General features: G+C 42.5%; 16 protein-coding genes, 16 tRNA genes and 3 pseudogenes. 19 read left to right on the forward strand and 16 right to left on the reverse strand.

Annotation, left to right across the window (positions count from 1 at the left end; genetic code table 11):
* The first annotated feature begins 3 nt into the window (after positions 1-3).
* From rsxC to nth, 5 genes are read left to right on the forward strand one after another with little or no spacing between them, the layout of a single operon-like run.
* Positions 4-2556 carry an electron transport complex subunit RsxC gene (rsxC, locus tag PHAL_RS0107800; protein ID WP_016707857.1) on the forward strand — a complete coding sequence of 851 codons (2553 nt, stop codon included), beginning with the start codon at positions 4-6 and terminating at the stop codon, positions 2554-2556.
* Positions 2556-3614, forward strand: coding sequence for an electron transport complex subunit RsxD (gene rsxD / locus PHAL_RS0107805; protein ID WP_016707858.1), 1059 nt, complete (start codon positions 2556-2558; stop codon positions 3612-3614). The genes rsxC and rsxD overlap by 1 nt, the downstream gene beginning before the upstream one ends.
* A complete protein-coding gene (rsxG, locus tag PHAL_RS0107810; RefSeq protein ID WP_016707859.1) occupies positions 3611-4246 on the forward strand; it encodes an electron transport complex subunit RsxG in 636 nt (211 codons plus the stop codon). Before rsxD ends, rsxG begins: the two co-directional genes overlap by 4 nt.
* Positions 4243-4941, forward strand: a complete 699-nt coding sequence (locus tag PHAL_RS0107815) for an electron transport complex subunit E (RefSeq protein ID WP_016707860.1) — start codon at positions 4243-4245, stop codon at positions 4939-4941. Before rsxG ends, PHAL_RS0107815 begins: the two co-directional genes overlap by 4 nt.
* Before the next feature lie 37 nt (positions 4942-4978).
* A complete protein-coding gene (gene nth, locus PHAL_RS0107820) occupies positions 4979-5611 on the forward strand; it encodes an endonuclease III (RefSeq protein ID WP_029216070.1) in 633 nt (210 codons plus the stop codon).
* A gap of 248 nt (positions 5612-5859) precedes the next feature.
* Here nth and PHAL_RS0107825 read toward each other — a convergent pair whose 3' ends face one another.
* A complete protein-coding gene (locus PHAL_RS0107825) occupies positions 5860-7494 on the reverse strand; it encodes a hypothetical protein (protein ID WP_016707862.1) in 1635 nt (544 codons plus the stop codon).
* Between the two features lie 377 nt (positions 7495-7871).
* Here PHAL_RS0107825 and PHAL_RS24510 point away from each other — a divergent pair.
* The 4 genes and pseudogenes from PHAL_RS24510 to gloA form a co-directional block, all read left to right on the forward strand.
* Positions 7872-8149 (forward strand): annotated as a pseudogene (locus PHAL_RS24510) (hypothetical protein); the annotation flags it as partial.
* 96 nt (positions 8150-8245) lie between these two features.
* Positions 8246-10156, forward strand: coding sequence for an aminotransferase class V-fold PLP-dependent enzyme (locus tag PHAL_RS0107830; RefSeq protein WP_016707863.1), 1911 nt, complete (start codon positions 8246-8248; stop codon positions 10154-10156).
* A 121-nt stretch (positions 10157-10277) separates the two neighbouring features.
* Positions 10278-11306 (forward strand): serine hydrolase domain-containing protein, encoded by a 1029-nt coding sequence (locus PHAL_RS0107835; protein WP_016707864.1) that lies wholly within the window; start codon positions 10278-10280, stop codon positions 11304-11306.
* Positions 11307-11367: 61 nt separating this feature from the next.
* Complete coding sequence (gloA, locus tag PHAL_RS0107840) at positions 11368-11766, forward strand: lactoylglutathione lyase (RefSeq protein WP_016707865.1); 399 nt, start codon at positions 11368-11370, stop codon at positions 11764-11766.
* Positions 11767-11823: 57 nt separating this feature from the next.
* Here the strand turns inward: gloA and PHAL_RS0107845 are convergent, their stop codons facing one another.
* From PHAL_RS0107845 to PHAL_RS0107860, 4 genes are all read right to left on the reverse strand, one after another.
* Entirely contained in the window at positions 11824-12972 is a 1149-nt protein-coding gene (locus PHAL_RS0107845; protein WP_016707866.1) for an ABC transporter permease, read from the reverse strand.
* Positions 12969-13895, reverse strand: coding sequence for an ABC transporter ATP-binding protein (locus PHAL_RS0107850; protein WP_016707867.1), 927 nt, complete (start codon positions 13893-13895; stop codon positions 12969-12971). The genes PHAL_RS0107845 and PHAL_RS0107850 overlap by 4 nt, the downstream gene beginning before the upstream one ends.
* Positions 13892-14842, reverse strand: a complete 951-nt coding sequence (locus PHAL_RS0107855; protein WP_016707868.1) for an HlyD family secretion protein — start codon at positions 14840-14842, stop codon at positions 13892-13894. The genes PHAL_RS0107850 and PHAL_RS0107855 overlap by 4 nt, the downstream gene beginning before the upstream one ends.
* Positions 14843-14955: 113 nt before the next feature.
* Positions 14956-17829, reverse strand: coding sequence for a M16 family metallopeptidase (locus PHAL_RS0107860; RefSeq protein WP_029216071.1), 2874 nt, complete (start codon positions 17827-17829; stop codon positions 14956-14958).
* Positions 17830-17927: 98 nt separating this feature from the next.
* On the opposite strand from PHAL_RS0107860, the pseudogene PHAL_RS24745 reads away from it, so the two are divergent.
* Positions 17928-18464, forward strand: a pseudogene (locus tag PHAL_RS24745) (hypothetical protein); the annotation flags it as partial.
* Positions 18394-18564, forward strand: a pseudogene (locus tag PHAL_RS24750) (hypothetical protein); the annotation flags it as partial. The pseudogenes PHAL_RS24745 and PHAL_RS24750, both read left to right, overlap by 71 nt.
* A gap of 148 nt (positions 18565-18712) precedes the next feature.
* Here the strand turns inward: PHAL_RS24750 and PHAL_RS0107875 are convergent.
* From PHAL_RS0107875 to PHAL_RS0107915, 9 genes are all read right to left on the reverse strand, one after another.
* A tRNA-Glu gene (locus PHAL_RS0107875) sits at positions 18713-18788 on the reverse strand.
* A gap of 93 nt (positions 18789-18881) precedes the next feature.
* Positions 18882-18957, reverse strand: a tRNA-Glu gene (locus tag PHAL_RS0107880).
* A gap of 93 nt (positions 18958-19050) precedes the next feature.
* A tRNA-Glu gene (locus PHAL_RS0107885) sits at positions 19051-19126 on the reverse strand.
* A gap of 93 nt (positions 19127-19219) precedes the next feature.
* Positions 19220-19295: transfer RNA gene (locus PHAL_RS0107890), tRNA-Glu, on the reverse strand.
* A gap of 93 nt (positions 19296-19388) precedes the next feature.
* A tRNA-Glu gene (locus PHAL_RS0107895) sits at positions 19389-19464 on the reverse strand.
* Positions 19465-19556: 92 nt separating this feature from the next.
* Positions 19557-19632: transfer RNA gene (locus tag PHAL_RS0107900), tRNA-Glu, on the reverse strand.
* Positions 19633-19806: 174 nt separating this feature from the next.
* Positions 19807-19882: transfer RNA gene (locus PHAL_RS0107905), tRNA-Glu, on the reverse strand.
* A 142-nt stretch (positions 19883-20024) separates the two neighbouring features.
* Positions 20025-20100, reverse strand: a tRNA-Glu gene (locus PHAL_RS0107910).
* Between the two features lie 39 nt (positions 20101-20139).
* Positions 20140-20215: transfer RNA gene (locus tag PHAL_RS0107915), tRNA-Ala, on the reverse strand.
* Between the two features lie 768 nt (positions 20216-20983).
* Here PHAL_RS0107915 and PHAL_RS0107920 point away from each other — a divergent pair.
* The 8 genes from PHAL_RS0107920 (at position 20984) to PHAL_RS22880 (ending at position 24527) form a co-directional block, all read left to right on the forward strand.
* Positions 20984-21059, forward strand: a tRNA-Val gene (locus PHAL_RS0107920).
* Positions 21060-21096: 37 nt separating this feature from the next.
* Positions 21097-21172: transfer RNA gene (locus tag PHAL_RS0107925), tRNA-Val, on the forward strand.
* A gap of 38 nt (positions 21173-21210) precedes the next feature.
* A tRNA-Val gene (locus tag PHAL_RS0107930) sits at positions 21211-21286 on the forward strand.
* 270 nt (positions 21287-21556) lie between these two features.
* Positions 21557-21632: transfer RNA gene (locus PHAL_RS0107935), tRNA-Val, on the forward strand.
* Between the two features lie 38 nt (positions 21633-21670).
* Positions 21671-21746: transfer RNA gene (locus PHAL_RS0107940), tRNA-Val, on the forward strand.
* Between the two features lie 148 nt (positions 21747-21894).
* A tRNA-Val gene (locus PHAL_RS0107945) sits at positions 21895-21970 on the forward strand.
* Positions 21971-22007: 37 nt separating this feature from the next.
* Positions 22008-22083: transfer RNA gene (locus PHAL_RS0107950), tRNA-Val, on the forward strand.
* A 773-nt stretch (positions 22084-22856) separates the two neighbouring features.
* Entirely contained in the window at positions 22857-24527 is a 1671-nt protein-coding gene (locus PHAL_RS22880; RefSeq protein WP_016707871.1) for a tetratricopeptide repeat-containing response regulator, read from the forward strand.
* A gap of 42 nt (positions 24528-24569) precedes the next feature.
* Here PHAL_RS22880 and msrB read toward each other — a convergent pair whose 3' ends face one another.
* The gene (msrB, locus tag PHAL_RS0107965; RefSeq protein WP_016707872.1) at positions 24570-25010 is read right to left on the reverse strand and encodes a peptide-methionine (R)-S-oxide reductase MsrB; all 441 of its coding nucleotides are present in this window, start codon (positions 25008-25010) and stop codon (positions 24570-24572) included.
* Positions 25011-25018: 8 nt separating this feature from the next.
* Positions 25019-25528: a peptide-methionine (S)-S-oxide reductase gene (locus PHAL_RS0107970; RefSeq protein WP_016707873.1), complete on the reverse strand. Its 510-nt coding sequence runs from the start codon at positions 25526-25528 to the stop codon at positions 25019-25021.
* Positions 25529-25535 lie beyond the last annotated feature (7 nt).

Genomic DNA, 25535 nt, shown 5'->3' on the forward strand with positions numbered 1-25535 from the left:
CACATGGAAAAGCTAATTGCACAAATAAAACAAGGTAAAGTGTGGCCATTTCCAGGAGGTATACATCCACCTGGACAAAAAACGATTTCCACAGGCCAAGCCATAACCCGCTTACCTTTACCTGACAAGCTCGTTGTACCTTTAAAGCAACACATTGGTGCCAATGGTAAATTAATCGTCGACAAAGGTCAGCAAGTATTAAAAGGCCAAGCGCTAACAAAACCTGTAGCTAATTGGTCAGTGCCAATTCATGCCCCAACGTCTGGTGTGATCACTGATATTTGCCAAATGCCTTCAGCGCATCCGTCCGCACTACCTGAATTAAGCATAATTATTGAACCAGACGGTCAAGACCGCTGGTGTACATTAAACCCCGTGCCAACACCAAGCTTGCTTTCGCACGAGCAGTTAATCGATATTATTCATGATCGTGGTATTGCAGGCATGGGCGGCGCAGGATTTCCGACTTATATCAAAGCTGATAGCCGTAAAGCTATTGAGTATTTTATTGTTAATGCGGTCGAATGCGAGCCCTACATTACTGCTGACGATATGCTAATGAGAGAGTATGCCAGCGGCATCATTGCTGGTATCGAAATCATGCAACAACTTCTTACACCAACGCTTACAATTGTTGGTATAGAAGACAATAAACCAGAAGCCATCGCAGCCATGCAGACAGCAGCGGCCCATAACGATAAGATAATTATTCAAACCGTCCCAACGGTTTACCCGTCAGGCGGTGAAAAGCAATTAATACAATTACTTACCAATAAAGAAGTGCCCAGTGGCGGTATTCCTGCTGATATTGGTGTACTCGTGCAAAACGTTGGTACTTTATTTGCGGTTAATCAAGCGGTGTTCGAGGGTAAACCACTGATTGAACGTGTTATTACGGTAACAGGCAATACAATTCATAACCCTGGCAATGTGTGGGCCTTATTAGGGACTGAAATAAAGCATTTACTTGACTGCCAAGGGTTTTCACCCGTGCCACAACAGCGTGTTGTGATGGGCGGGCCTATGATGGGCTTTACCTTACCTACTGTGCGCATTGGTGTAGTAAAAACCACAAACTGTATTTTAGCCCCAGATCATGAGGAACTTGCAGAGCCCGGCCCTGAAAAAGCCTGTATTCGCTGTAGCGCCTGTGCAGACGCCTGCCCCGCTTCATTATTACCGCAACAGCTGCAATGGTTTGCTAAGTCAAAAGAATATGACAAGCTAAAAGAACATAATCTATTTGATTGTATCGAGTGCGGCGCTTGTGCCTATGTGTGCCCTAGCGAAATTCCACTCGTACAATACTACCGTGTTGCTAAAGTTGAAATAAAAGAGCAACAAGCTGAACAAGTTAAAGCTGAGCGTGCAAAAGAACGCTTTGAACTTAGAAAGCAGCGTCTTGAGCGTGAACAAGAAGCACGGCAAAACCGTCACAAACGCAAACCTGCCACTGAAAAGTCAGCGGACGAAAAGCAAAAAATTGCCGATGCACTCGCCCGAGTTAAAAGTAAGCCAGCAAAGGACGACGATAAATCTGCCGTTGCAACAGCAATAGCTCGCGCTAAAGCAAAAAAACAAAATCAAGGTGCGGACTTAGAGCCTGATAATAGTGACGTTGCTTTAGAACGTGCAGCGCGCAAGGAGCAAGCTCGTAAGTATAAAGAGCAAAAAGCGGCAGCATCGACCACTGACGGTGATAAAGCAGCCCCTGCCGATGATAAAAAAGCCGCCGTAGCGGCAGCCATTGCGCGTGCTAAAGCTAAAAAGGCAGCCTCCTCTACTACGGACAGCGAAACAGCTGCGCCAGCTGATGATAAAAAAGCCGCCGTAGCAGCGGCCATTGCGCGTGCTAAAGCCAAAAAAGCAGCAAAAGCCGAACAAGCTGATTCACTAGAGGCTGACCAAACACAAAGCGAAACAGCTGCGCCAGCTGACGATAAAAAAGCCGCCGTGGCAGCGGCCATTGCGCGTGCTAAAGCCAAAAAAGCAGCAAAAGCCGAACAAGCTGATTCACTAGAGGCTGACCAAACACAAAGCGAAACAGCTGCGCCAGCTGACGATAAAAAAGCTGCCGTGGCAGCGGCCATTGCGCGTGCTAAAGCCAAAAAAGCAGCAAAAGCCGAACAAGCTGATTCACTAGAGGCTGACCAAACACAAAGCGAAACAGCTGCGCCTGCTGACGATAAAAAAGCTGCCGTGGCAGCGGCCATTGCGCGTGCTAAAGCCAAAAAAGCAGCAAAAGCCGAACAAGCTGATTCACTAGAGGCTGACCAAACCCAAAGCGAAACAGCTGCGCCTGCTGACGATAAAAAAGCCGCCATAGCAGCGGCCATTGCGCGTGCTAAAGCTAAAAAAGCAGCAAAAGCCGAACAAGTATCTAGCGTAGAAAAAGACAATGCTGTAGATGAAACTACACCTACAACTAAAAACCAAGAGCCAGGCACTGAAGCTCAACCAGAGCAAACAGCGCAAGATAAGAAAAAGGCCGCAGTCGCTGCTGCAATTGCCCGAGCAAAAGCCAAGAAACTACAACAAGAAGGAAGTGATAAGTAATGAAGCTTACGATGGCCAGCTCGCCGCATAGTCACAGCCATAAATCACTGAGCAAATTGATGCAAACAGTGATCTTAGCCTGTATTCCTGGACTTATCGCGCAACTGTATTTTTTTGGAACGGGCGTATTAATTCAGCTGATTTTAGCCTTGCTCACAGCCAGTATTAGTGAAGCTGTTATCATGCGTATTCGCAAGCGCCCAGTGTGGCCTACACTAAGTGATGGTAGCGCTTGGCTTACAGCCGTATTGTTAGCACTGAGCATTCCACCGTTGGCACCATGGTGGATTATTGTGATTGGTAGCTTTTTTGCCATTGTAATTGTTAAACAGCTCTATGGTGGACTTGGCTTTAACTTATTTAACCCTGCAATGGCTGCGTATGTATTGTTGCTAATTTCATTCCCAGTACAAATGACGACTTGGATGCCGGTCAATGATCTTCTCGCTAATTCTATTAGCTTTAATCAGCAACTAAGCGTTATTTTTAATGGTTTTACCAGCGCAGGCTTTAGTGTTGATCAACTAAGAGTCGGTGTAGATGGCATAACAATGGCAACGCCGCTAGATACCATTAAAACAGATATCGCCCATGGTTTAACTATCACTGAGAGTATGCAAGCCGCTATTTTTAATAGTTGGTTAGGCCAAGGTTGGGGCTGGGTTAATCTTGGCTTTTTAATCGGCGGCTTATACCTGATTAAAGCAAAAGTTATAAACTGGCATATCCCAGTTGGCGTCATTGCATCCATTGCTGTATGTAGCGCTGTGGGTTATATCGCAGCACCGGGGACTGAACCTGGCGTTGTATTTCACTTGTTTAGCGGCGCCACTATGCTTGGGGCATTCTTTATAGCGACTGATCCTGTTTCTGCAGCCACGACTAACCGCGGCCGATTAATTTACGGCGCATTAATTGGCTTATTAGTGTATTTAATTCGTACATTTGGCGGCTACCCAGATGCAATGGCCTTTGCGGTATTGTTGCTTAACATGGCTGTGCCACTAATTGACTACTACACCCAACCACGTACTTATGGCCATGGGGTAAACAAATGATCATTTCATCAATGACCAAAAACGGCGGTATTTTAGCCCTGTTTGCACTGATCACTACCGGCGCAGTGGGAGTCATTCATACTCTCACTGCAGATAACATTGCAGAGCAAGAGCGCAAACAGCTGTCGCTACAATTGCAAGATGTGTTGGACCCTCATTTTTACGATAATACCCTTTATCAAGATTGCGCCATCATCGATGATCCGTTAATCGGTGATCAGCCACAAACAATTTATCGGGCGCGAAAAGATGGCCAGCCTGTCGCTTTGGTTATACGCCACGTCACGCCAAAAGGTTACAGTGGTGATATCGAGTTATTAACTGCGGTATTTGCAAACGCAGATGTGGCCGGTGTGCGTGTTACTAAACACGAAGAAACGCCAGGACTTGGTGACAAAGTGGAAATAAAAAAATCGTTGTGGATCACCTCATTTAAAGGTCAAACACTACACAGTGAAGACGATCAACGCTGGGCCGTTAAAAAAGATGGCGGCAGTTTTGATCAATTCACTGGCGCTACTATTACGCCACGTGCTGTGGTTGGTTCAGTAAAACAAGCTGTGCTATTCTCAAAAAATAATTTCGATGCGGTATTTAATGCAAGTAATGCATGCCAAGTAGGTGAATCATGAGCCAATTAAAAGAGTTATTTAACGAAGGGATGTGGAAAAACAACCCTGCCCTCGTACAATTACTTGGTTTGTGTCCGCTGTTAGCTGTCACCTCAACGGTTACCAACGCAATGGGACTTGGCCTTGCAACATTACTGGTATTAGTGGGCTCAAACGTGACTATTTCTGCAGTGCGAAACTTCGTACCAAAAGACATTCGCATACCTGTGTTTGTAATGTTTATCGCAGGCTTCGTAACCATAGTACAACTACTAATGAATGCCTATACATTTGGCTTATATCAATCACTGGGGATTTTTATTCCGCTGATAGTAACTAACTGTGCCATTATCGGCCGCGCCGAAGCTTATGCCTCTAAAAACCCTGTTCATTTATCAGCGTTTGACGGCTTAATGATGGGCTCAGGCTTTATGGTGGTACTTGTTATACTTGGCGCAATGCGCGAACTAATAGGTCAAGGCACCTTATTTGATGGCGCCGATTTACTACTAGGCCCATGGGCATCAGTGTTACGAATTGAAGTATTTAGTTTTGATAACCAATTTTTACTCGCGATTTTACCACCGGGCGCATTTTTAGGTTTAGGGTTACTAATAGCCGCTAAAAATGTCATCGACGCACAAATAAAAGCAAAGCAAGTCGCACCACCTGTGGCCGAAAAAGGCCCGCGAGCAAGGGTCACCAGTTTAACTTAAGGGGAAGCGCACAGTATTTACTGTGCGTTTAAGTTGCATGAATAAAGAAAAACGTTACGAAATACTCTCGCGCCTGCGTGAGCAAAATCCGCATCCTGAAACTGAGCTTGAATATTCAAGCCCGTTTGAACTACTAGTAGCGGTAACACTATCAGCACAAGCCACCGATGTAGGTGTTAATAAAGCCACCCGTAAGCTCTTTCCCGTAGCCAATACGCCACAAGCCATTTTAGACTTAGGCCACGATACGCTGCGCGATTACATTAAAACCATCGGCTTATTTAACTCTAAAGCCGCCAATGTGTACAAAATGTGCCAGATTTTAGTAGATAAACACAACAGCGAAGTTCCTGAAAACCGCGAAGCCCTAGAAGCCCTCCCCGGCGTTGGCCGTAAAACTGCAAACGTCGTACTCAACACCGCCTTCGGCTGGCCGACAATCGCGGTAGACACCCATATTTTCCGTGTTTCAAACCGTACTAAGCTTGCTATGGGTAAAGACGTGGTCGCAGTTGAACAAAAGCTTGAAAAAGTGATCCCAAAAGAGTTTAAAGTAGACGTACACCACTGGCTAATATTACATGGCCGCTATGTATGCGTAGCCCGCAAACCAAAATGTGGCAGCTGTATTATTGAAGACTTGTGTGAGTTTAAAGATAAAGTAGAGTAAGTTAGTGACTACTTTGAGCGAAAAGCTGATCATCAGACACTCTTGTTTTTGGTCATTTCTGAGTTTAGCTCTCTGGGTAGTGCGCATTTTTCGCATTACTTCAAGTTTCCAGCTAGGCTACGCACATCAAACCAAGTTTCCCTACCCATTGCACTCAAATGTTATTATCACTCAACAAACAACACTGCCTCAAGCAAAATAACAGTTGGTCGAGATGTCTTGAAGCATCCACCTATAAGTGGCGTGTATTAGTTTCGAAATTTACGCATTCGGAATGCGTTTAAGCCACTGATATTTGATATTTTTTTGAGAGCTTCATTAACCTTAGTTGCTAAATCCTCGTTGCTTCCAGCAAGTAGTAAAAAGACACGAATGTTTTCGGTTAACTCTTCACCATTAAAACTCATAAATAAATCATAAATTTCTTCTACTTCAAGCTTTGCTAATATAGCTGCTTCAGAGGTGTTGTAAGATTTTGAGCCACGCCTCAACTCCATTATCTCTTGAACTGTTGGTTCTGGTTTTAACTCTAAATATGATTCGCGTAACCTTTCAACAAATAGTGTGTCTTTAACTTCAAATGCAAAATCACTATCAACATCAAAAGCTTCGGGATTATCACGCCTTAAATCTATGAACAACTCAATCAACTCATTCGCTTTATCGTTCTTCTCAATAGTTCGTAATACCTTCAACCCTGAACTATATTGCGAAGCGGACGTATTGGGTGCTATGTCTCTCATTCCCTCTTCAAAAGCTAAAGCAATTTCGTTTTCATTGCTATTAAAAGAACCGTGAAAGAGTTTCCAAGCACGCTCCCATTTTTCACTAGCTTTCTGGATGTCTAGCTCTTTTTGTTTGCGCTCACATAGAGGAATCAACTTTTCCTTATCAAGAAAGCCCTGCTCAATTCCACGAGCAACAGCCAAGTCGATTTCATCAGAATATGCATAACCATATCGACTTAAAGTCATATTCCAACGAGCAGTGGTTTCTTTTTTCCATCCCAATTCATCGCTTTCCTTTCTTGTCCCTAACCTATTTACAAATGAAAACTCTGGAACGCGTATTTCATCTGCTCCGTGGCAGTAGTAGCACCAACTGAGTACAATCGTCGAATGAATAACTTGCTTCTTGATACTGTCATCGAAACCATCAACAAGTTCCAAAAATTCATTTATATGCTCGACTATTTTTCTGATAACTCGTTTATTTTTTATATTCAATCCAATGCAGCAATCACGAACGTAATCTCTAAACTCGAAGTCGTCAGCATACATTATATCGAAACAATGCTTTGCTGTTGGCTCGAAGTGAAGCTGTCTATCTACAATTTTTTCTTTGTATTTCTTATAATCTTTGAAAGTGTCGTCACCAGCATCCTCGTTAAGCAACAATACAACCTTGCAACCTTTCTGCTCCTTTAAGAAAGAAACCAACCCCATGAAATCTTTTATAGTGATTCCTTTGCTATGACGCTCTATATCATCAAAGCAAATTATTGTCTTATTCATTGCCAGCTGAGAAACTGAACTAATTAAGCTGCCAATACCTCCAACATATTTACTCACATAAGGTATTTTTGTATCCTTCACCAAGTCAGCAACTTTTTTTGAATAGCCTTTGATATTAGGTGCTTCGCCAATTCTATTGGTATCGATGGTATTTAAGAACGTAGTTTGTTTTAATTCAGAAATAGAGTTAACCCCAAACAATGAAACGTAGGAATATGATTTTAAAGCACACTCGTTTTTAAACTCTTTGATGTATTTTTCCCAACTATAAGTCTTACCTACTCCCCAATCCCCCTTGATAGCGAGAACTTCAGGAGTATCCTTGGAAAGAAATCTTTGGATTTGTTCTTTAACTAATTCCACTGACATGTTTGTAATTTTCCTAAAAAAGAAGGGGGCTGAAATGAGTATAAACCTGCTCATAACGCTTTATAAACAAAGTAATCCGTGTTTGCATTCATCCATCTTCCTGTCATTTGTTATGAATCTCAACTTATACCAAATTGCTATATGAATCTAGGGAGAGGTTTGTCATAAAACTACGAAAATCTCCTGTTCAAGCACCCAGAATATGGATTAGATTAATTTGCGTACAGCGATGCTAATTAAACGGTTTTTATATTAGCCCTTAGAAGCTTTGTGGCAGAGACGAGTTTTATCTGAGCAAACGCTTCTAGCAAAAATCAGCCTACCCTTGTGCGATTAGACATATTTTATATCTACCTTTATTACCCTCCGGCTAGCCTGTAGCAGTAGACACTCACATCGACCGCGTACCAAATCGTACCAAATTTGCGATGGGTAAAATGTAGTTGCGGTTGAACAAAAACTTGAAAAAGTGATCCCCAAAGTATTTAAAGTGACGTGCATCACTGGCTTATTCTTCACGGCGTTATACCTGTGTGGTGCGTAAGCCAAAATGCATAGTGGTATTATTAAAGGTTTATGTGAGTTTAAGGATAAAGCTGCTCAGATAAATATCAAAACCTGTCGAGTATACTTAACAAACGCGTTCGTGAAATAGCGCATTTAATCAAACATTTTCAAACTATTAATTTCACAAGTGTCAATCCTTTAGTTATGCTGTTGAGCATCATGAAATTTTATTGTGGGAATTCCTATGCTACCTTTACTTCGTATCTTGTTGATTGAGCAAGACCCTACCACCTTACAAGAGCTTTCGACTAACCTGTCGAAAACGATCCCTAATTTTGAGCGCAATGATATTCATATCGATATTATTGAACGCCTCGAGCTCAAGCAAGCGTTGGAGTCTGTAGAGGAAGATGGTGATATTCAAGCTGTGGTACTCAGTTGGGATCTAAGTAACAAAGTTGGTGAACGCACGTATAGCCGCTTTATTGAGCAATTAAAGGGGATCCGCCTTGAATTGCCGGTTTATGTTATCGGTGACGACACGAAAGGCCTAGAAATAGTCAACGAGTCTGAGGAGATTGAGTCTTTCTTTTTTAAAGATGAAGTGATTTCTGACCCAGAAGCGATTTTAGGTTATATGATCAACGACTTTGATGACCGCTCAGAAACCCCGTTTTGGACTGCATATCGTCGTTATGTTGGCGAATCGAACGATTCATGGCATACACCAGGTCACAGCGGTGGCTCTAGTTTTAGAAACTCCCCTTATATTAAAGATTTTTATCAATTTTATGGCCGTAATGTATTTGTTGGCGACTTGTCGGTTTCGGTCGATTCGTTAGGCTCATTGTCAGATAGCACCAATACCATTGGCCGTGCGCAAGAGTCAGCAGCGGCGACGTTTGAAGTCAAGCATACCTATTTCGTAACTAACGGCTCATCAACTTCAAATAAAATCATCTTACAGACGCTGCTGCGCAAGGGTGATAAAGTGATCATCGACCGTAATTGCCATAAGTCTGTACATTATGGCATCTTGCAATCTGCTAGTTTCCCTATTTATTTGTCGAGTATTTTAAATCCTAAATATGGCATCTTCGCGCCACCGTCGTTGGCCGACATTAAACAAGCGATCGAACAAAATACCGATGCGAAGCTGCTAGTTTTAACTGGTTGTACTTACGATGGCCTACTTAGCGACTTAAAACAAGTGGTAGAATTTGCCCATCAACACGGTATTAAAGTGTTTATCGACGAAGCTTGGTTTGCTTACTCTCTTTTTCACCCCAGCCTACGCCATTATTCAGCCATTCATGCTGGCGCTGATTATGTCACGCATTCAGCGCATAAGGTGGTCTCAGCGTTCTCTCAGGCGTCTTATATTCATGTTAACGACCCTGATTTCGATGCCGATTTCTTTCGCGAAATTTACAGTATCTACGCCAGTACATCACCAAAGTATCAGCTTATCGCGTCTCTAGACGTGTGCCAAAAGCAGTTGGAGATGGAAGGCTATAAGCTACTCAATGCCTTGTTAAACCATGTAGCAGAGTTTAAACAACAAATGGCCTCGCTCAAGCATATTAAAGTACTTGGTAAGCAAGACTTTATGAACATATTTCCACACTTTAGTGGCGATAACATGGGCCACGATCCGCTTAAAATTCTCATCGACATCAGTGAATTACCTTATTCGTTAAAAGATATTCATAAATTCCTGCTCGATGAAATTGGCTTAGAAATAGAAAAATACACGCACAGCACCATTTTAGTTCTACTGACACTTGGCGGGACGCGTTCGAAGATCATTCGTCTGTATAACGCGCTTAAGAAACTCGATAGCGGTAAAGTGAAATTAGCAACATCAATGAGGCGCTCTCGCTTACCAGAGAATTTACCAGCCATAGATTTGGCTTGTATTCCAAGTGATGCGTTTTATGGCGAGCGTGAATCGGTGCCTATTAGCAAAAGCAACAACCGCATCTGTGCCGGTTTAGTGACGCCCTACCCTCCGGGCATTCCGCTGTTGGTTCCAGGCCAACATATCACTGAAGAACACATTGAGTATCTAAAAGAGTTAGCTGGACAAGGCTTGACGATTCAAGGCAGTTTTGATGGTGAGATCTATGTACTTAAGGGCAAGGTTAAAAAGTAAAGCGATTCAATAATGACAATAGCAGCAATGTCCATGGCATTGCTGCTAAGCGTGTAATTGCGCGAGTTATATTTAAAGGTTAGGTTACTAAAACGTTGAGGACTAAACAGGAAGTGCAGTAATGCAACTAAAAAATAAAAAAGCACTCACATTAATGCGCATTGCGGCACTAATTATCACCTTCTCAAGTATATACTTTTTTGCGCCTTGGAAATTTGCTTTATATTACTTATCCCCTTTACCTGCAACCGTTCAAGCGCAGACGATTGAAGCTATCGAGCAAGGGGTTGATGGCATTATTGTGTATGTTCATAAGCAAGGACAACAACCGGAGTATTTTGCGCAGGGTTGGCATAATCGAGAGCAAAAAATACCCGCTTACCCTAGTGCACTTTTTAAAATTGGCAGTATCCGAAAGTTATATGATGCAGCGGCTTTAACTAAGCTTACCGCCGCTGGACGTATTGATGTGGATAAAACACTGGCCGATTACATGCCGTCGTTAATTGGCCGTGTTGAAAACGCAGATAAAATAACATTGCGAATGATGGTAAAGCATCGCAGTGGTATTCCCAATTATACAGACACAGATAACTATGATTGGTCAATTACATACCCTGATCCGCTGGCATTAGTACTCGATAGACCCGCTGACTTTAGCCCAAATACTGATTACGGCTATTCAAATACGAATTATTTGTTGCTCAGAAGGATCATGTCTAATGTACTAGGTTATGATCATAACCAATTTATTAAAGATGAAATTTTAACGCCACTGGGCCTAACGCATACGTTTTCATCAGTGCATGAAATCAATTTAGCAGATTTGATGAGTGGCTATTATGTGGGTTATAAACATGATTTTAAAGCACTCGATCAAGGCTATGTGGCAACAGCACACGATGTGGGTGACTTTGTTATTGCTTTAAACAAAGGCACTTTTTTCAACGCACAAGAGCAAGCTTTATATGCCTCACTTTACGGATATGAGCACACTGGTTGGGTGTTAGGTTATTCAAGCATCGCTCGCTTTTACAAGGATATCGACACAGTTGTAGTGCAGTTTATAAATACTAACGGTAATGATACTGTGATGCTCACCGAAATCATTTATAATCGGATTATTGATATTTTAACAGCGCAGCAATAGTCACAAAGTAGCTGCGCTCTTAAGAATTATGTGAATTTAAAGCAAAATCAAGGGGATTTAAATGCGTTTACTACACACCATGCTACGGGTTGCTGATCTAGATAAATCAATTGCGTTTTACACGCAAGTACTGGGCATGAAAGAGCTACGCCGCGCGGACAACGAAGAATACCGTTACACACTCGCCTTTGTAGGCTACGGCGATGAAAAAGACAGCACGGTATTAGAGCTGACTTACAACTGGGATACCAACAGCTACGATTTAGGCAATGCTTATGGTCATATTGCTATTGAGTTTGATGATATCTATAAAGCCTGTGCAGATATCAAAGCCGCAGGGGGCAATGTTAGCCGTGAGCCCGGTCCTGTAAAAGGCGGCACCACAGAAATCGCCTTTGTAAAAGATCCCGATGGCTATGCAATTGAACTGATCCAGAAAAAAGACAACAACCAGTTTTAACTGCATGAGACTGTAATGATGAAAGGTGCCTAAACCAAGGCACTTTTTTGAAATGACTTAATCTAATGTTTTCTTAAAGCGCATTGCTGCTACCAGCAGCCCGATTACTGTAAAAGCAAATAACCACAGTAAATCCATAGCCATATTTAGAAGCTCAACATCTCTGAGTACAATACCACGAATTAGTCGCATAAAGTGCGTTGCAGGTAAACACTGCGCAATCCACTGCGCAGCAATCGGCATTCCCTCATAAGGAAACATAAAACCAGATAACAAAATTGACGGTAATAAAATAAATACGGTCATTTGCATTGCTTGTAATTGGTTTTTAGCGATTGTTGAAAGCACTAAACCAAGTACTAAACTGGCACAAATAAAAAGCAAAGTAGCTAGGGCTAGCGCGGCTAAATTCCCCCCAAATGGAATGTTAAACAGTATGTGCCCCATACCTAAAATAATAAACAACTGCACAAAACCAATAAATACATAAGGGATCACTTTTCCTAGCATCAGTTCTAATGAGCTCAAGGGCAATGTAATTAATAACTCCATATTACCGCGTTCTTGTTCTCGCACTATCGCTGCAGAGGTGAACATTATCATGGTCATCGTTAATATAACTGCGACTAAACCGGGAACAATATTAACAGCAGTTCGTTGTTCAGGGTTATAAAATAAGGTTACTTCAAACGTCGGGAAAGTACGATTGGCGGGTTTATCTAAAAGCTCGTTTAATGGCATCATTCGTAGTGCCTTGATACTTGATGCGATTACCGTATCCGAGCCATCAACAAGCCACTGCGCTATTGGCCGAGTTACTGTTTCACTTACTGACTCTGGTAAGCCAAGCCCAACGCTTGGGTGTTGTACTAAGCGATTATCAACATCTTTAGGAATAAACAAAACGGCCCGTACCTTCGCACTGGCTATCGCTCGTTGTGCCTGTTCCAAGCTAGTAAATTGCTGCGTAAAATTCACCACATTAGTGGCTTGCACAGTTTGTATCAATACTCGGCTTAACGCGGTTTGACTGTGATCTACAACTCCCACAGGAATATCTTTCACATTGGTATTTATGGCATAGCCGAATAACATTAATTGAATAAGCGGGATCATCACCACCATGCCAAACGTCATTTTATCGCGTTTTAGTTGCAATAACTCTTTGTTGAATATAGCAAATACCCGCCATAGTGAAGCCCTCATTGTCTACCCTGCCCGGTGCAGGTGACAAACACATCTTCTAAACTGGGTCGTACCTGATGAAGTTGCCAATCTCTGTTAACAAATTTTTGAGTACGCAGAAACTCTAATGGCTGCGAAATATCTTTACGCACTAATACTCTTAATTGTGCGCCTAATTGTGTAGCAGAAAGTACTTCGGGTAAGTTTGCTAAGTCACTTTTCAACTGCCGCGTTTGTGCACCCGACACTTCAATGACATGTGCATTCATGTCTGCCATAAGTTGCTTTGGTGTACCATCAGCACGTTTTACGCCAGCTTCCAGAATGGCCAGTTTATGGCAACGCTCTGCTTCGTCCATATAATGCGTGGTGACTAAAATGGTGGTGCCAGTACTACTCAAATCAAACAATGTTTCCCAAAAATCACGACGGTTTTGTGGGTCAACTGCTGATGTAGGTTCATCTAAAAATAGAATTTTCGGCTTATTCATCACCGCAGCCGCTAACGATAAGCGTTGCCGCTGCCCACCACTCATACTCGCTGCTAGTTGCGTGGCCCGTTCATCTAAGCCATATAAATGTAACAGTTCATCAATGCGAGTACGACGCTCTGCACTAGAAAATGAGTATAAGCTGGCGATAAAATTTAAATTTTCATACACGGTAAGATCGCCGTATAAAGAAAACTTTTGGGTCATATAACCAAGTTTAGTTCGTAATTGCTCTGCATCACGGGGGAGTTGTAAACCCAGTACTTCAATGTGTCCATTTGTCGGTTGTAGTAACCCTGTAAGCATGCGTATTGCGGTTGTTTTACCACAGCCATTAGGGCCTAAAAAGCCATATATCTGGCCTTTTTCAACTGCAAGATCTAATTGGTCGATTGCTTTTAGGTCACCAAAGTATTTGTCGAGTTGTGTCGCTTTGATCACGCACTGCGTCATGGCAAAATCACTTGCGCAGGTACACCACTTGCAAGCTCGACTGCCGACTTATCTAATTGCACTTCGGCTAAATACATCAAGCGTGCACGTTCTTCTTGGTTCAGTGCATAATACGGCGTAAAAGCGGGCTCACTTGAGATCCACGTTAACTCACCTGTGAACTGTTGGTTAAGACCATCAACCGTTACGCTCAGTGCCATCCCTTTTTTTAATTTAACCCGGTATGGTTCAGGTATATACACCCGCGCATAAGGCGCGCCCGATGCTAATACAATTGCCACTGGGCTACCTTTGGTTACTCGCTCACCAATATTCCACGGTAAATTATCTAAATAACCATCACGAGTGGCAGTAATTGTTAAATCATCAAGTTGCTTTTGTTGTGCTTTTAGTTCAGCAATACTGGCTTGCAGTTGCGCTTTTGCTATTTGAATATCTTCAATGCGGGCACCATTGGCCAGTTCGTTTAACTGCTGTTGTGCACTTTCTAAATTAGCTGAGTTTTCATCTTTGTTGGCGATAGCTCTGTCCAACGTTTCTTGACTGGCAAGCTTATCTTTAACGAGTAATTTAGCGCGTTGAAAATTCGCTTCACTTTGCGTTAGTGCAGCTTTGGCTGCCGCTACTTTAGCATTGGCTGCAGCAACTTCTTCTACTCGCGCGCCATTGAGTACTTTATCGAGATTTGCTTGTGCTTGTTGTCGTTGTGCATCTGCTTTATCAACCAAAGCTTGCTGTAATACTGAATCAAATTGCGCAATCACTTGGCCTTGTTTAACAACTTGCCCACTGATAACAGGTAACGCAATTAATACTTCACTGCTTGTTGCTGGGTGGATCACTCGCTCACGTTCTAAAGTGCCTAAGGCAATATTTGAGTCTTGATCATTACAGGCTGATAAAAATAATAGACTGATTAATAAAAGTAACAAACGATGGAGTAACATGATAATTCCCTTAACATTATAAACTAACTATAGATTAATGTGCGTTCAATCTCCATCAGAGAAAAGACTAAATTTAGGTTTTAAGCGGCTATTAAGCCGCTTAAAACTGCTGCTTAAAGTGTGTAATCAACTACTTTCATACCTAACTTTTCAAGCTCGGGTTTAAGTGATTTTGCATCACCTACTACTACATATACCATGTCTTTGGTATTGAGGTGCTTTGCAGCCAAGGCGTTAATTTCTTCTTTACTGATTGTACTGACTATTTTATTGCGTTCTTTGACAAAACTAGGCTGTAAATCATGTTCAAGAATTTGCGCTAAAAAGCTTAGCTTGGCATTTGGTGTTTCGTATTTTAATGCATCTTTTTGGTTAATTGCTTTGCGCATGAAGCTTAGTTCATCATCACTTATTCCATTTTGCGCATAGTTATTTAGCTCTTTGGTAAATTCAACAATAGACGCGGCGGTAGAATCCGCACGCACAGCTGCTGATGCGGTAAAGCCACCAGAAGTTGCATCTCCCCAAAAACTGGTGCGTGCTCCGTATGTGTAACCTTTGTCTTCACGCAGGTTTAAATTTATACGGCTGTTAAAGTTACCACCTAATGCGAAGTTCATTAAGTTTGCTTTAAAGAACTCACCGGTAATATCTTCTATCATATCGCGCTTACCGATACGGATTTCTGATTGCGGCGCATCTGGTTTATCTACAAGGTAGATGACATTACTTGCGACCTTTGGTTCTTCAAAATGGGCTGAAGACGCTGGCGCTTTACCTTCCCAGTTATCAAGGGTTGCGGCTACTTTTGCTTGTAGTGCTTGCTGTTCTAAATCAGACACTACAATAACTTCACTGCCTTGCGGTTTAAAGTTTGAGTTATAAAAACCTTTCACATCATCTAGGCTGATCGCTTCGATACTGGCAAGAGTTCCCCCATTTGGTAGTGCTGCAATACTATCGCCATACAATAATTGACTGTAAGCATTACTCGCCAAATACCCAGCATCTTTTAGAGCATGCTGGATATTTTGAATACTTTGTTGTTTATTACGGTTAAAGTCTTCTTCACTGAAAGCCGGGTTAAAGAGTTTTTCTTCAACCAATGCCAATGTCGCATCAAGGTTTTTAGTTAAACTTGATACAAAGATATTAGTATGTGTGCTGTTTGCAGAAATGCGAATAGTGCTGCCTAATTTTTCAAGCGCGCCACTCATTTGTTCTGTGGTGTAGTTTTGCGTTGATTCACTGAGCATCGCTGCGGTTGTAGCAGCTAACCCCACTTTTTCAGCTTGTTCACTGTATTGCCCACCAGGCACTTTGATTAATATGGACGTAGTAGGTGTTTCGATACTTTGGGTTCCAAGCACAGCAATACCGTTTGCTGTTGTTGTCTGCCACAATGTAGGTACTTCTACAGCAGGGTTAACACCCGCTGTAGGCTGTTTACTGCGGTCAAAAGTATCAACAGCTTTACGAGCAACTAAATCATCAGCACTGGTTGTTGAAGGGCCACCAAAGTCATGCGAAATGGGTGTGAAGTTATCTTCTGCCGCAATCAGCTGACGTTGGCCCTCAGGCACAACACTCATTATCACTGCCGCTTTGCCTTTCACATATTGATTAAATACACGCATCACATCTGCTTTCGTAACACTATTGTAGCGCGCAAGATCATCCTGAATAAAATTAGGGTTACCTGTAAAAGTTTCAAATGCAGCTAACTGAGAAACTTTCCCTGCTACACTTTGTAAGCCAAAAATAGCGCCTGACTCAATTTTAGCTTTGACTTTATCTAAGTCATCTTGTGTTACGCCACGTTGCTCAAACTCAGTAAACGAATCTCGAACAATTTTTTCAATGTCTGCCAGGGTTTTCCCTGAGGCAGGGTTCGGTAAGGCATAAATACTTAATGAGCACGCCAGCTCACGACACGGATGACTAACACCCGCTTGAACTGCAAGCTGTGTTTTAACCAAGTTTTTATAAAGTAATGAGTTATTACCACCACCAATGATCTCAGCGAGGATATCAAGTGGTGCTTCATCTGCAGCACGTGCATAAGTAGTTGGAAAATTCATACTTAGCAGAGGCAAATGAACTTTATCTTCCATTGAAATATAACGGTCAGCCTCAAGGGTCACTGCAACTTTTTCGGCATCAACAACTTCTGGCCCACGTGGGATGGGGGCAAAGTATTTACTTACTAATGGTAAGACATCTTCAGCGTTAATGTCGCCACCAATAGTGATCGTTGCATTGTTTGGACCATACCAGCGTAAAAAGAATGCTTTTAAATCATTTACATTTACGCGATTTAAATCATCCATAAACCCAATCACTGGCCAAGAATATGGGTGACCATCTGGGTAAAGTGCCTGAGACACTCGCTCGTTTAAGCGGCCATATGGGCGGTTATCAACTCGCTGACCACGTTCATTTTTAACTGTTTCACGTTGTACTTCAAATTTTTCTTGGGTTACTGCATCGAGTAAAAAGCCCATACGGTCAGCTTCTAACCACAACATTTTTTCTAGTTGGTTTACCGGCACAGTTTCAAAGTAATTAGTGCGGTCTGAATTAGTAGTTCCATTGAGTGTTCCACCCGCTTCAGTAATAATTTTAAAGTGCTCTTCATCAGCAACATTTTCTGAGCCTTGAAACATCATGTGTTCAAAAAAGTGGGCAAAACCAGATTTACCTAGTTCTTCACGGGCAGATCCAACATGATATGTGACATCTACATGCACTAAAGGGTCTGAGTGGTCTTCATGCACAATAACGGTAAGGCCGTTATCTAATTGATATTTTTTATAGGGGATACTGATCTCAGCAGCATTCGCCGCAACTGATTCAATTAAAGTAATACCTGGATAAGCAGACTGTACCGCACTCGCTTTTTCGTTGGTATTATTTACTGAGCTATTACTACAAGCAGCTAAACCTGTTGTCAGTAGTACCGCAACGGCTATTTTTGTTAATTTCATTTTATCATCCATTTTTTAATAACCCATTGAGTTTATGGCTTTATTAAAAATGGAACAAGCGCAGCAAAATAAACAATTGCAGCAATTTGTAACTAAGTGTGAACGGTCAGCGGTCAGCGGTCAGCGGTCAGCGGTCAGCGGTCAGCGGTCAGCGGTCAGCGGTCAGCGGTCAGCGGTCAGCGGTCAGCGGTCAGCGGTCAGCGGTCAGCGGTCAGCGGTCAGCGGTCAGCGGTCAGCGGTCAGCGGTCAGCGGTCAGCGGTCAGCGGTCAGCGGTCAGCGGTCAGCGGTCAGCGGTCAGCGGTCAGCGGTCAGCGGTCAGCGGTCAGCGGTCAGCGGTCAGCGGTCAGCGGTCAGCGGTCAGCGGTCAGCGGTCAGCGGTCAGCGGTCAGCGGTCAGCGGTCAGCGGTCAGCGGTCAGCGGTCAGCGGTCAGCGGTCAGCGGTCAGCGGTCAGCGGTCAGCGGTCAGCGGTCAGCGGTCAGCGGTCAGCGGTCAGCGGTCAGCGGTCAGCGGTCAGCGGTCAGCGGTCAGCGGTCAGCGGTCAGCGGTCAGCGGTCAGCGGTCAGCGGTCAGCGGTCAGCGGTCAGCGGTCAGCGGTCAGCGGTCAGCGGTCAGCGGTCAGCGGTCAGCGGTCAGCGGTCAGCGGTCAGCGGTCAGCGGTCAGCGGTCAGCGGTCAGCGGTCAGCGGTCAGCGGTCAGCGGTCAGAAAATTTTAACTTATCTTGGATTACAGTAAAGATTTAGATGTGATTATTTTATAAATAATGAAGATAACTATGAAATGTTATTTAGCACTGTTAATTTTTAAGAGTTAGCACTCTTGATAACATGCGAATAGAAAGTCCGGCATTACACTGCTTTATACATTACTTAAAATAAGTAAGTGGCGTCCCCAAGGGGATTCGAACCCCTGTTACCGCCGTGAAAGGGCGGTGTCCTAGGCCTCTAGACGATGGGGACACAAGAATGTGTCACTAGGACAACTGAATAGTTAAACTCGATTCAGACGAGCTTCTTAATAACACTGCACGTTCCTATTAAAAAATAAGTAAGTGGCGTCCCCAAGGGGATTCGAACCCCTGTTACCGCCGTGAAAGGGCGGTGTCCTAGGCCTCTAGACGATGGGGACACAAGAATGTGTCACTAGGACAACTGAATAGTTAAACTCGATTCAGACGAGCTTCTTAATAACACTGCACTTTCCTATTAAAAAATAAGTAAGTGGCGTCCCCAAGGGGATTCGAACCCCTGTTACCGCCGTGAAAGGGCGGTGTCCTAGGCCTCTAGACGATGGGGACACAAGAATGTGTCACTAGGACAACTGAATAGTTAAACTCGATTCAGACGAGCTTCTTAATAACACTGCACTTTCCTATTAAAAAATAAGTAAGTGGCGTCCCCAAGGGGATTCGAACCCCTGTTACCGCCGTGAAAGGGCGGTGTCCTAGGCCTCTAGACGATGGGGACACAAGAATGTGTCACTAGGACAACTGAATAGTTAAACTCGATTCAGACGAGCTTCTTAATAACACTGCACTTTCCTATTAAAAAATAAGTAAGTGGCGTCCCCAAGGGGATTCGAACCCCTGTTACCGCCGTGAAAGGGCGGTGTCCTAGGCCTCTAGACGATGGGGACACAGAAATGTGTCACTAGGACAACTGAATAGTTAAACTCGATTCAGACGAGCTTCTTAATAACACTACACTTTCCTATTAAAAATAAGGAAGTGGCGTCCCCAAGGGGATTCGAACCCCTGTTACCGCCGTGAAAGGGCGGTGTCCTAGGCCTCTAGACGATGGGGACGCAGAAATTGGTTTGCAAATCACTGATTTGCTATTTCTGCGTAAGATGAGCCGAGCCTGCGAGGCGAATGGCATTATCTTCTCAGAAACATTTTCTGTGTCACTAGGACAACTGAATGGTTAAACTCGTTTCAGGCGAGCTTTGTTAATAACACTTCCTACTGTAAACAGTAAGTGGCGTCCCCAAGGGGATTCGAACCCCTGTTACCGCCGTGAAAGGGCGGTGTCCTAGGCCTCTAGACGATGGGGACACAGAAATGTGTCACTAGGACAATTGATTAGTTAGACTCACATCCTGAGCTGTTAAGGTAATTGCGATTAATACAAATTAAGACTCGAGCCTAATTTGTTCGCTATTTTCTCGGTTAAACCGCCTTTAACTAAAAAGTTAAGTGGCGTCCCCAAGGGGATTCGAACCCCTGTTACCGCCGTGAAAGGGCGGTGTCCTAGGCCTCTAGACGATGGGGACACAGAAAACTGCTACCCTAGGACGAACACTTAAATAAATTGGTGGAGCTATGCGGGATCGAACCGCAGACCTCTTCGCTGCCAGCGAAGCGCTCTCCCAGCTGAGCTATAGCCCCAACTTATTATTTTGCTAAACACTTACGCAGTTAAAGCGTGCTGTGTATCGCTGAGTGCGGGGCGCATTCTATGCAGCCACCCAAATAATGTCAACATTTTTTTCAGTAACTTTATTCAAATGGTTTATTTTTCAGCAAACTGAATAACGAATAAACCACGCTGTTTAAAATACGCGCAAAGCCACTGTTTCGAAACAAAATTTGAAGCTAAAACGGAAAAACAAAGTTACCTTGATTGTTTAAGCTGCTCTGATCAGCAGAGTAATATGTTATACATTTATATGCAAAATAAAGTGACTGTGTTTTTGTACTTTTTAGCCATTAAGTGTCAGGCAATTATTAGAGAATATAAATAAAGGATAGCTTCCCTACCCTAATACGTTTTTAGTTAATGTTGTTTCTTATTTTCTTTTATGAGTAAACAGAACTGCCAAAATGCTTTCAATAATATTCGCCAGCCCAGATTAAGCATAAACAGCTTTAATACGCTTCTAGTTAACAACTAAGAAAGCTAATGATCAAAAACACAGGAACTCAGCAGAGAACTATTTTCACACAGAGATTGAAATAGCACGTCATAAAATACATAAACTGATTTTACTTATGTAATAAACACAGTGAATTGACTAGAAAACAATCTCAATACAGGTTCGTTGATTATAAAAGCTGCATCTAAAACATTTTTACTCATTCAAGTGTTGACACATTTACAACTCTATCTATAATAGCGCCCCACAACAACGCAGCAATGAGTTGTTATTCAGATGTGGGTGATTAGCTCAGTTGGGAGAGCATCGCCCTTACAAGGCGAGGGTCACTGGTTCAAGTCCAGTATCACCCACCACTTTAATTTAAAGTGTTACGCATCTGATATTCTATCCGGGTCGTTAGCTCAGTTGGGAGAGCATCGCCCTTACAAGGCGAGGGTCACTGGTTCAAGTCCAGTACGACCCACCATTGTTAGAATGGTGAGAATATAATATAAATTTATATGTGGGTGATTAGCTCAGTTGGGAGAGCATCGCCCTTACAAGGCGAGGGTCACTGGTTCAAGTCCAGTATCACCCACCACATATAAAATCTATTATATTAATTGTAATATGGGTCACGAACTCAGTTACAAAAAAGAGAGCATCACCGCTATTTACAAGTAACGGCGAGGTTCACTGGTTAAAGTCCAGTACTATTATTTTTAATAGTCACGTTTTAAAGTTGTAATATGGGTCGTTAGCTCAGTTGCAATAAAAGAGAGCATCACCGCTATTTACAAGTAACGGCGAGGTTCACTGGTTAAAGTCCAGTACTATTATTTTTAATAGTCACGTTTTAAAGTTGTAATATGGGTCGTTAGCTCAGTTGGGAGAGCATCGCCCTTACAAGGCGAGGGTCACTGGTTCAAGTCCAGTACGACCCACCATGCTTAGAATGGTGAGAATATAATATAAGTTTATATGTGGGTGATTAGCTCAGTTGGGAGAGCATCGCCCTTACAAGGCGAGGGTCACTGGTTCAAGTCCAGTATCACCCACCACATATAAAATCTATTATATTAACTGTAATATGGGTCACGAACTCAGTTACAAGAAAAGAGAGCATCACCGCTATTTACAAACGGCGAGGTTCACTGGTTAAAGTCCAGTACTATTATTTTTAATAGTCACGTTTTAAAATTGTAATATGGGTCGTTAGCTCAGTTGGGAGAGCATCGCCCTTACAAGGCGAGGGTCACTGGTTCAAGTCCAGTATCACCCACCACTTTAATTTAAAGTGTTACGCATCTGATATTCTATCCGGGTCGTTAGCTCAGTTGGGAGAGCATCGCCCTTACAAGGCGAGGGTCACTGGTTCAAGTCCAGTATCACCCACCACTTTAATTTAAAGTGTTACGCATCTGATATTCTATCCGGGTCGTTAGCTCAGTTGGGAGAGCAGCGAAGGTCACTGATTCAAGTCCAGTATCACCCACCACATATAAATCCTTTCGTAAAATCAGTCCGTTAGCTTAGTTACTAAAAAAAGCATCACCGCCATTTACAAGTAAGCGCGAAGGTCACTGATTCAAGTCCAGTATTACCCACCACATATAAATCCTTTCGTAAAATCAGTTCGTTAGCTTATTTACTAAAAAAGAGCATCACCGCCATTTACAAGTAAGGGCGAAGGTCACTGGTTCAAGTCCAGTATCACCCACCACATATAAATCCTTTCGTAAAATCAGTCCGTTAGCTTAGTTACTAAAAAAAGCATCACCGCCATTTACAAGTAAGGCCGAAGGTCACCGGTTCAAGTCCAGTATCACCCACCACATATAAATCCTTTCGTAAAATCAGTCCGTTAGCTTAGTTACTAAAAAAAGCATCACCGCCATTTACAAGTAAGGGCGAAGGTCACCGGTTCAAGTCCAGTATAAGCCACCACATATAAAACACCTTAATAATCCTATTAATAGTAGAACTTCTAAACTCGCAAATTCTTTACAAACATCAACCTATTTAAATATTTTCTTTAATAGATAATTATAGCAATCACATTTTATTGATGATCGAATTAAATTTGGTTGCGGTATTAAATTTTAAATTCCCTTGTCAGCGACTAGACTGTTTATTATAGTCTCTGATACGTTCATGTGGTCACAAGTCTAATGCCAGCAAAGATTTTTTCTAATGCCAAAATATTAATAGTGGAAGAGCAACCTCTTGCCCAAAGCTATATGAAACAATCGCTCGAAAAACTAGGCTTTCGGCAGTTACGCTTTGCTGAGCATGCTAATTCAGCTAAAGAGCAGTGTCTCACAGAACAATTTGACCTCATTGTGTGCTCGTTTAATCTGAGTAAAAATCAAGATGGCTATCAGCTATATGAAGAGCTACGGGTAAAACGCCTAATAAAACATTCTACCGGCTTTATTTTCATTTCTGCTGAAACTAGCGGCTCGCTTGTTCATAGCGTTTTAGAGCTGCAGCCTGACGACTTTTTAGTCAAACCTTTTACAGTATATGATCTCAAGACACGTATAGAACGAATTTTACTACGTAAGAATAACCTCCAAACAATATACAACTTCATTGACGATGGTAATGACTCAAAAGCATTAAAAGAGATCAACACTGCGCTTGATAAAAAAGGCAATGCTTATAGTGCGATCTTATTACGTTTAAAAGGCGATGCCCTACTTCGCTTAAAACGTGCTGATGTTGCAAAGGATTTTTTTAAGTCCGTATTAGATATTCAGAAGTTCGCTTGGGCCAAAGTTGGATTAGTGGAAGCGTTAATTGCAAATAATGAGCACATTCTTGCACAAAGAATGCTCAAGACAATGCTGCAGCGTCATGAAACACGATTAGTTGCACTGGATTTACTTGGTAAGTTAGAAATCAAACTGAATCAATTTGAGTTAGCTCAAGATTTTTTAAGCCAAGCAGTTGATATTGCACCACGAAATATAGAGCGTCAAAAGTCACTGAGCCATGTTTCCTTGATCAACCACGACTATGAAAAGAATTATATTACGCGAAAAGACATCGCTAATTTTGCTAAGCACTCAATCCACGATCACCCTGATGTGTATTTAAATGCAGCGCGTGCAGGTATTGACTTTGCTCTTACAACAGATCAAAGCGACCAAATTCAACGTATTTCTAGACAAACAAATAAATATTTAACAGACTTAAAAAGCCAGTTTCCTAATAGCCATAATCAAGCACAGATTGATGTTTTAAATGCCCGCCTGCACTACCTAAAGGACGAGCATCAAAAAGCCAAAATGCTGATCGAACAGCTTGATGATGACGATAATCATATTCGCTCGGTGGATGGCGCACTTGATAAAGCAAAAGCATTTCATGAGCTGGGGTTTCATCATAAAGCGCAATCACTGTTCAGCCAGATTATCAGCCATTGTGAGCGTCACCCAACGGTCAGTGATCCTATCTATTTACGGTATATTCAACAGCAACAAAGCGAGCGCCGCGATATAAAAATGGGGCCGAAAGAACTAAACAACCATGCTGTGACTCAGTTTAATCGTGGCCAATTAAATACCGCGCTTGAAGCCTTTACTCAAGCATTTAGGATCATGCCTCGTAACCCCAGCATTGCATTAAATTTATTACAATGTCTATTTGATAGTAACAAGCAAAATGGCCACACATTAAATCTAGTAATGGCAAAAAAATGCTATGCGCTTCTCAATTCAACATCATTAGATAATGAGCAACAGCAACGCTTCAATAAAATAGTTATGCAAGCGACAGCAATGGGACTGACGCTTGCCAGTTTAGAAGAGCCAGATAAAAAAAATAAACAATTATAATAACGTTAGCTAAATTTAGTTACTTTGTATGAGTAATTTAAGTTACAGCTTTTGCAATGATACAGCGTTAATACAATACCGTAAGCCACTTGGCATTGGGCCATCAGGGAATACATGCCCCAAATGCGCATCACACACATTGCACACCGTTTCTATTCGTTGCATGCCGTGGCTTTTATCACTGTTATACGCGATTGAATTAACTTGCGCAGGTTGAGTAAACGATGGCCAACCAGTGCCACTGTCAAACTTCTCATCGCCATCAAACAGTAAGTTATCACAGCATATACAGGCGTACTTACCTGGTTCAAACAAAGTGCAGCTGTCAGAGCTGTGCGGACGCTCAGTGCCTTTATTGCGAGTAACATAAAAAGCTTCTTCGCTTAATTGTTCTCGCCATTGTTGCTCTGTTTTGACGACTTTGCGGCTCGGCTCTGGGTTGCCATTTGTGGCAAAGTTTAAAATATCATTCCAATTCAACATAACTGACCTCATTGACTAAGATGGGCTAATTTACTGTAATCTACATTATCACGGTATCGCGCTAATAGCATTGCGAGCTTAGGGTTTATTCGCACTTCACAAAAGGGTTTGTTTGGGTTTGAAAAATAATAATTCTGATACTGACTTGGTGAGTGTTTAAACTCCCCTGCGCTGAACACTTGCGTGATCAAAGGAGCAAGATAATCAGCCTGCTTTAAATTTAAGCCCTGTAACGCAGCATCATATTGCTCGTCGCTATAAACATAAATAGCCGAACGGTACTTATTACGCATACTGTGAGTACTGGTCGCGCTGTGGGTATCAATGTGAATAGCGATTAAATCAATCAGACTGATTTTTTCTGGATCAAAGTAAAGCCTTATTGCTTCGCTAAATTGACTACCTTGCTCTGTCGTTTTAAACCAGCCTTGCTCCACCTTAACAACCCCTTTTAGTGCACTAAAAATCGCCTCCGTACACCAATGACAGCTACCACCAAGGCCAACTTGCTGCTGCATGCTATAC

The organism is Pseudoalteromonas haloplanktis ATCC 14393, from assembly GCF_000238355.1.
GTDB classification, from domain to species: Bacteria; Pseudomonadota; Gammaproteobacteria; order Enterobacterales; family Alteromonadaceae; genus Pseudoalteromonas; species Pseudoalteromonas haloplanktis.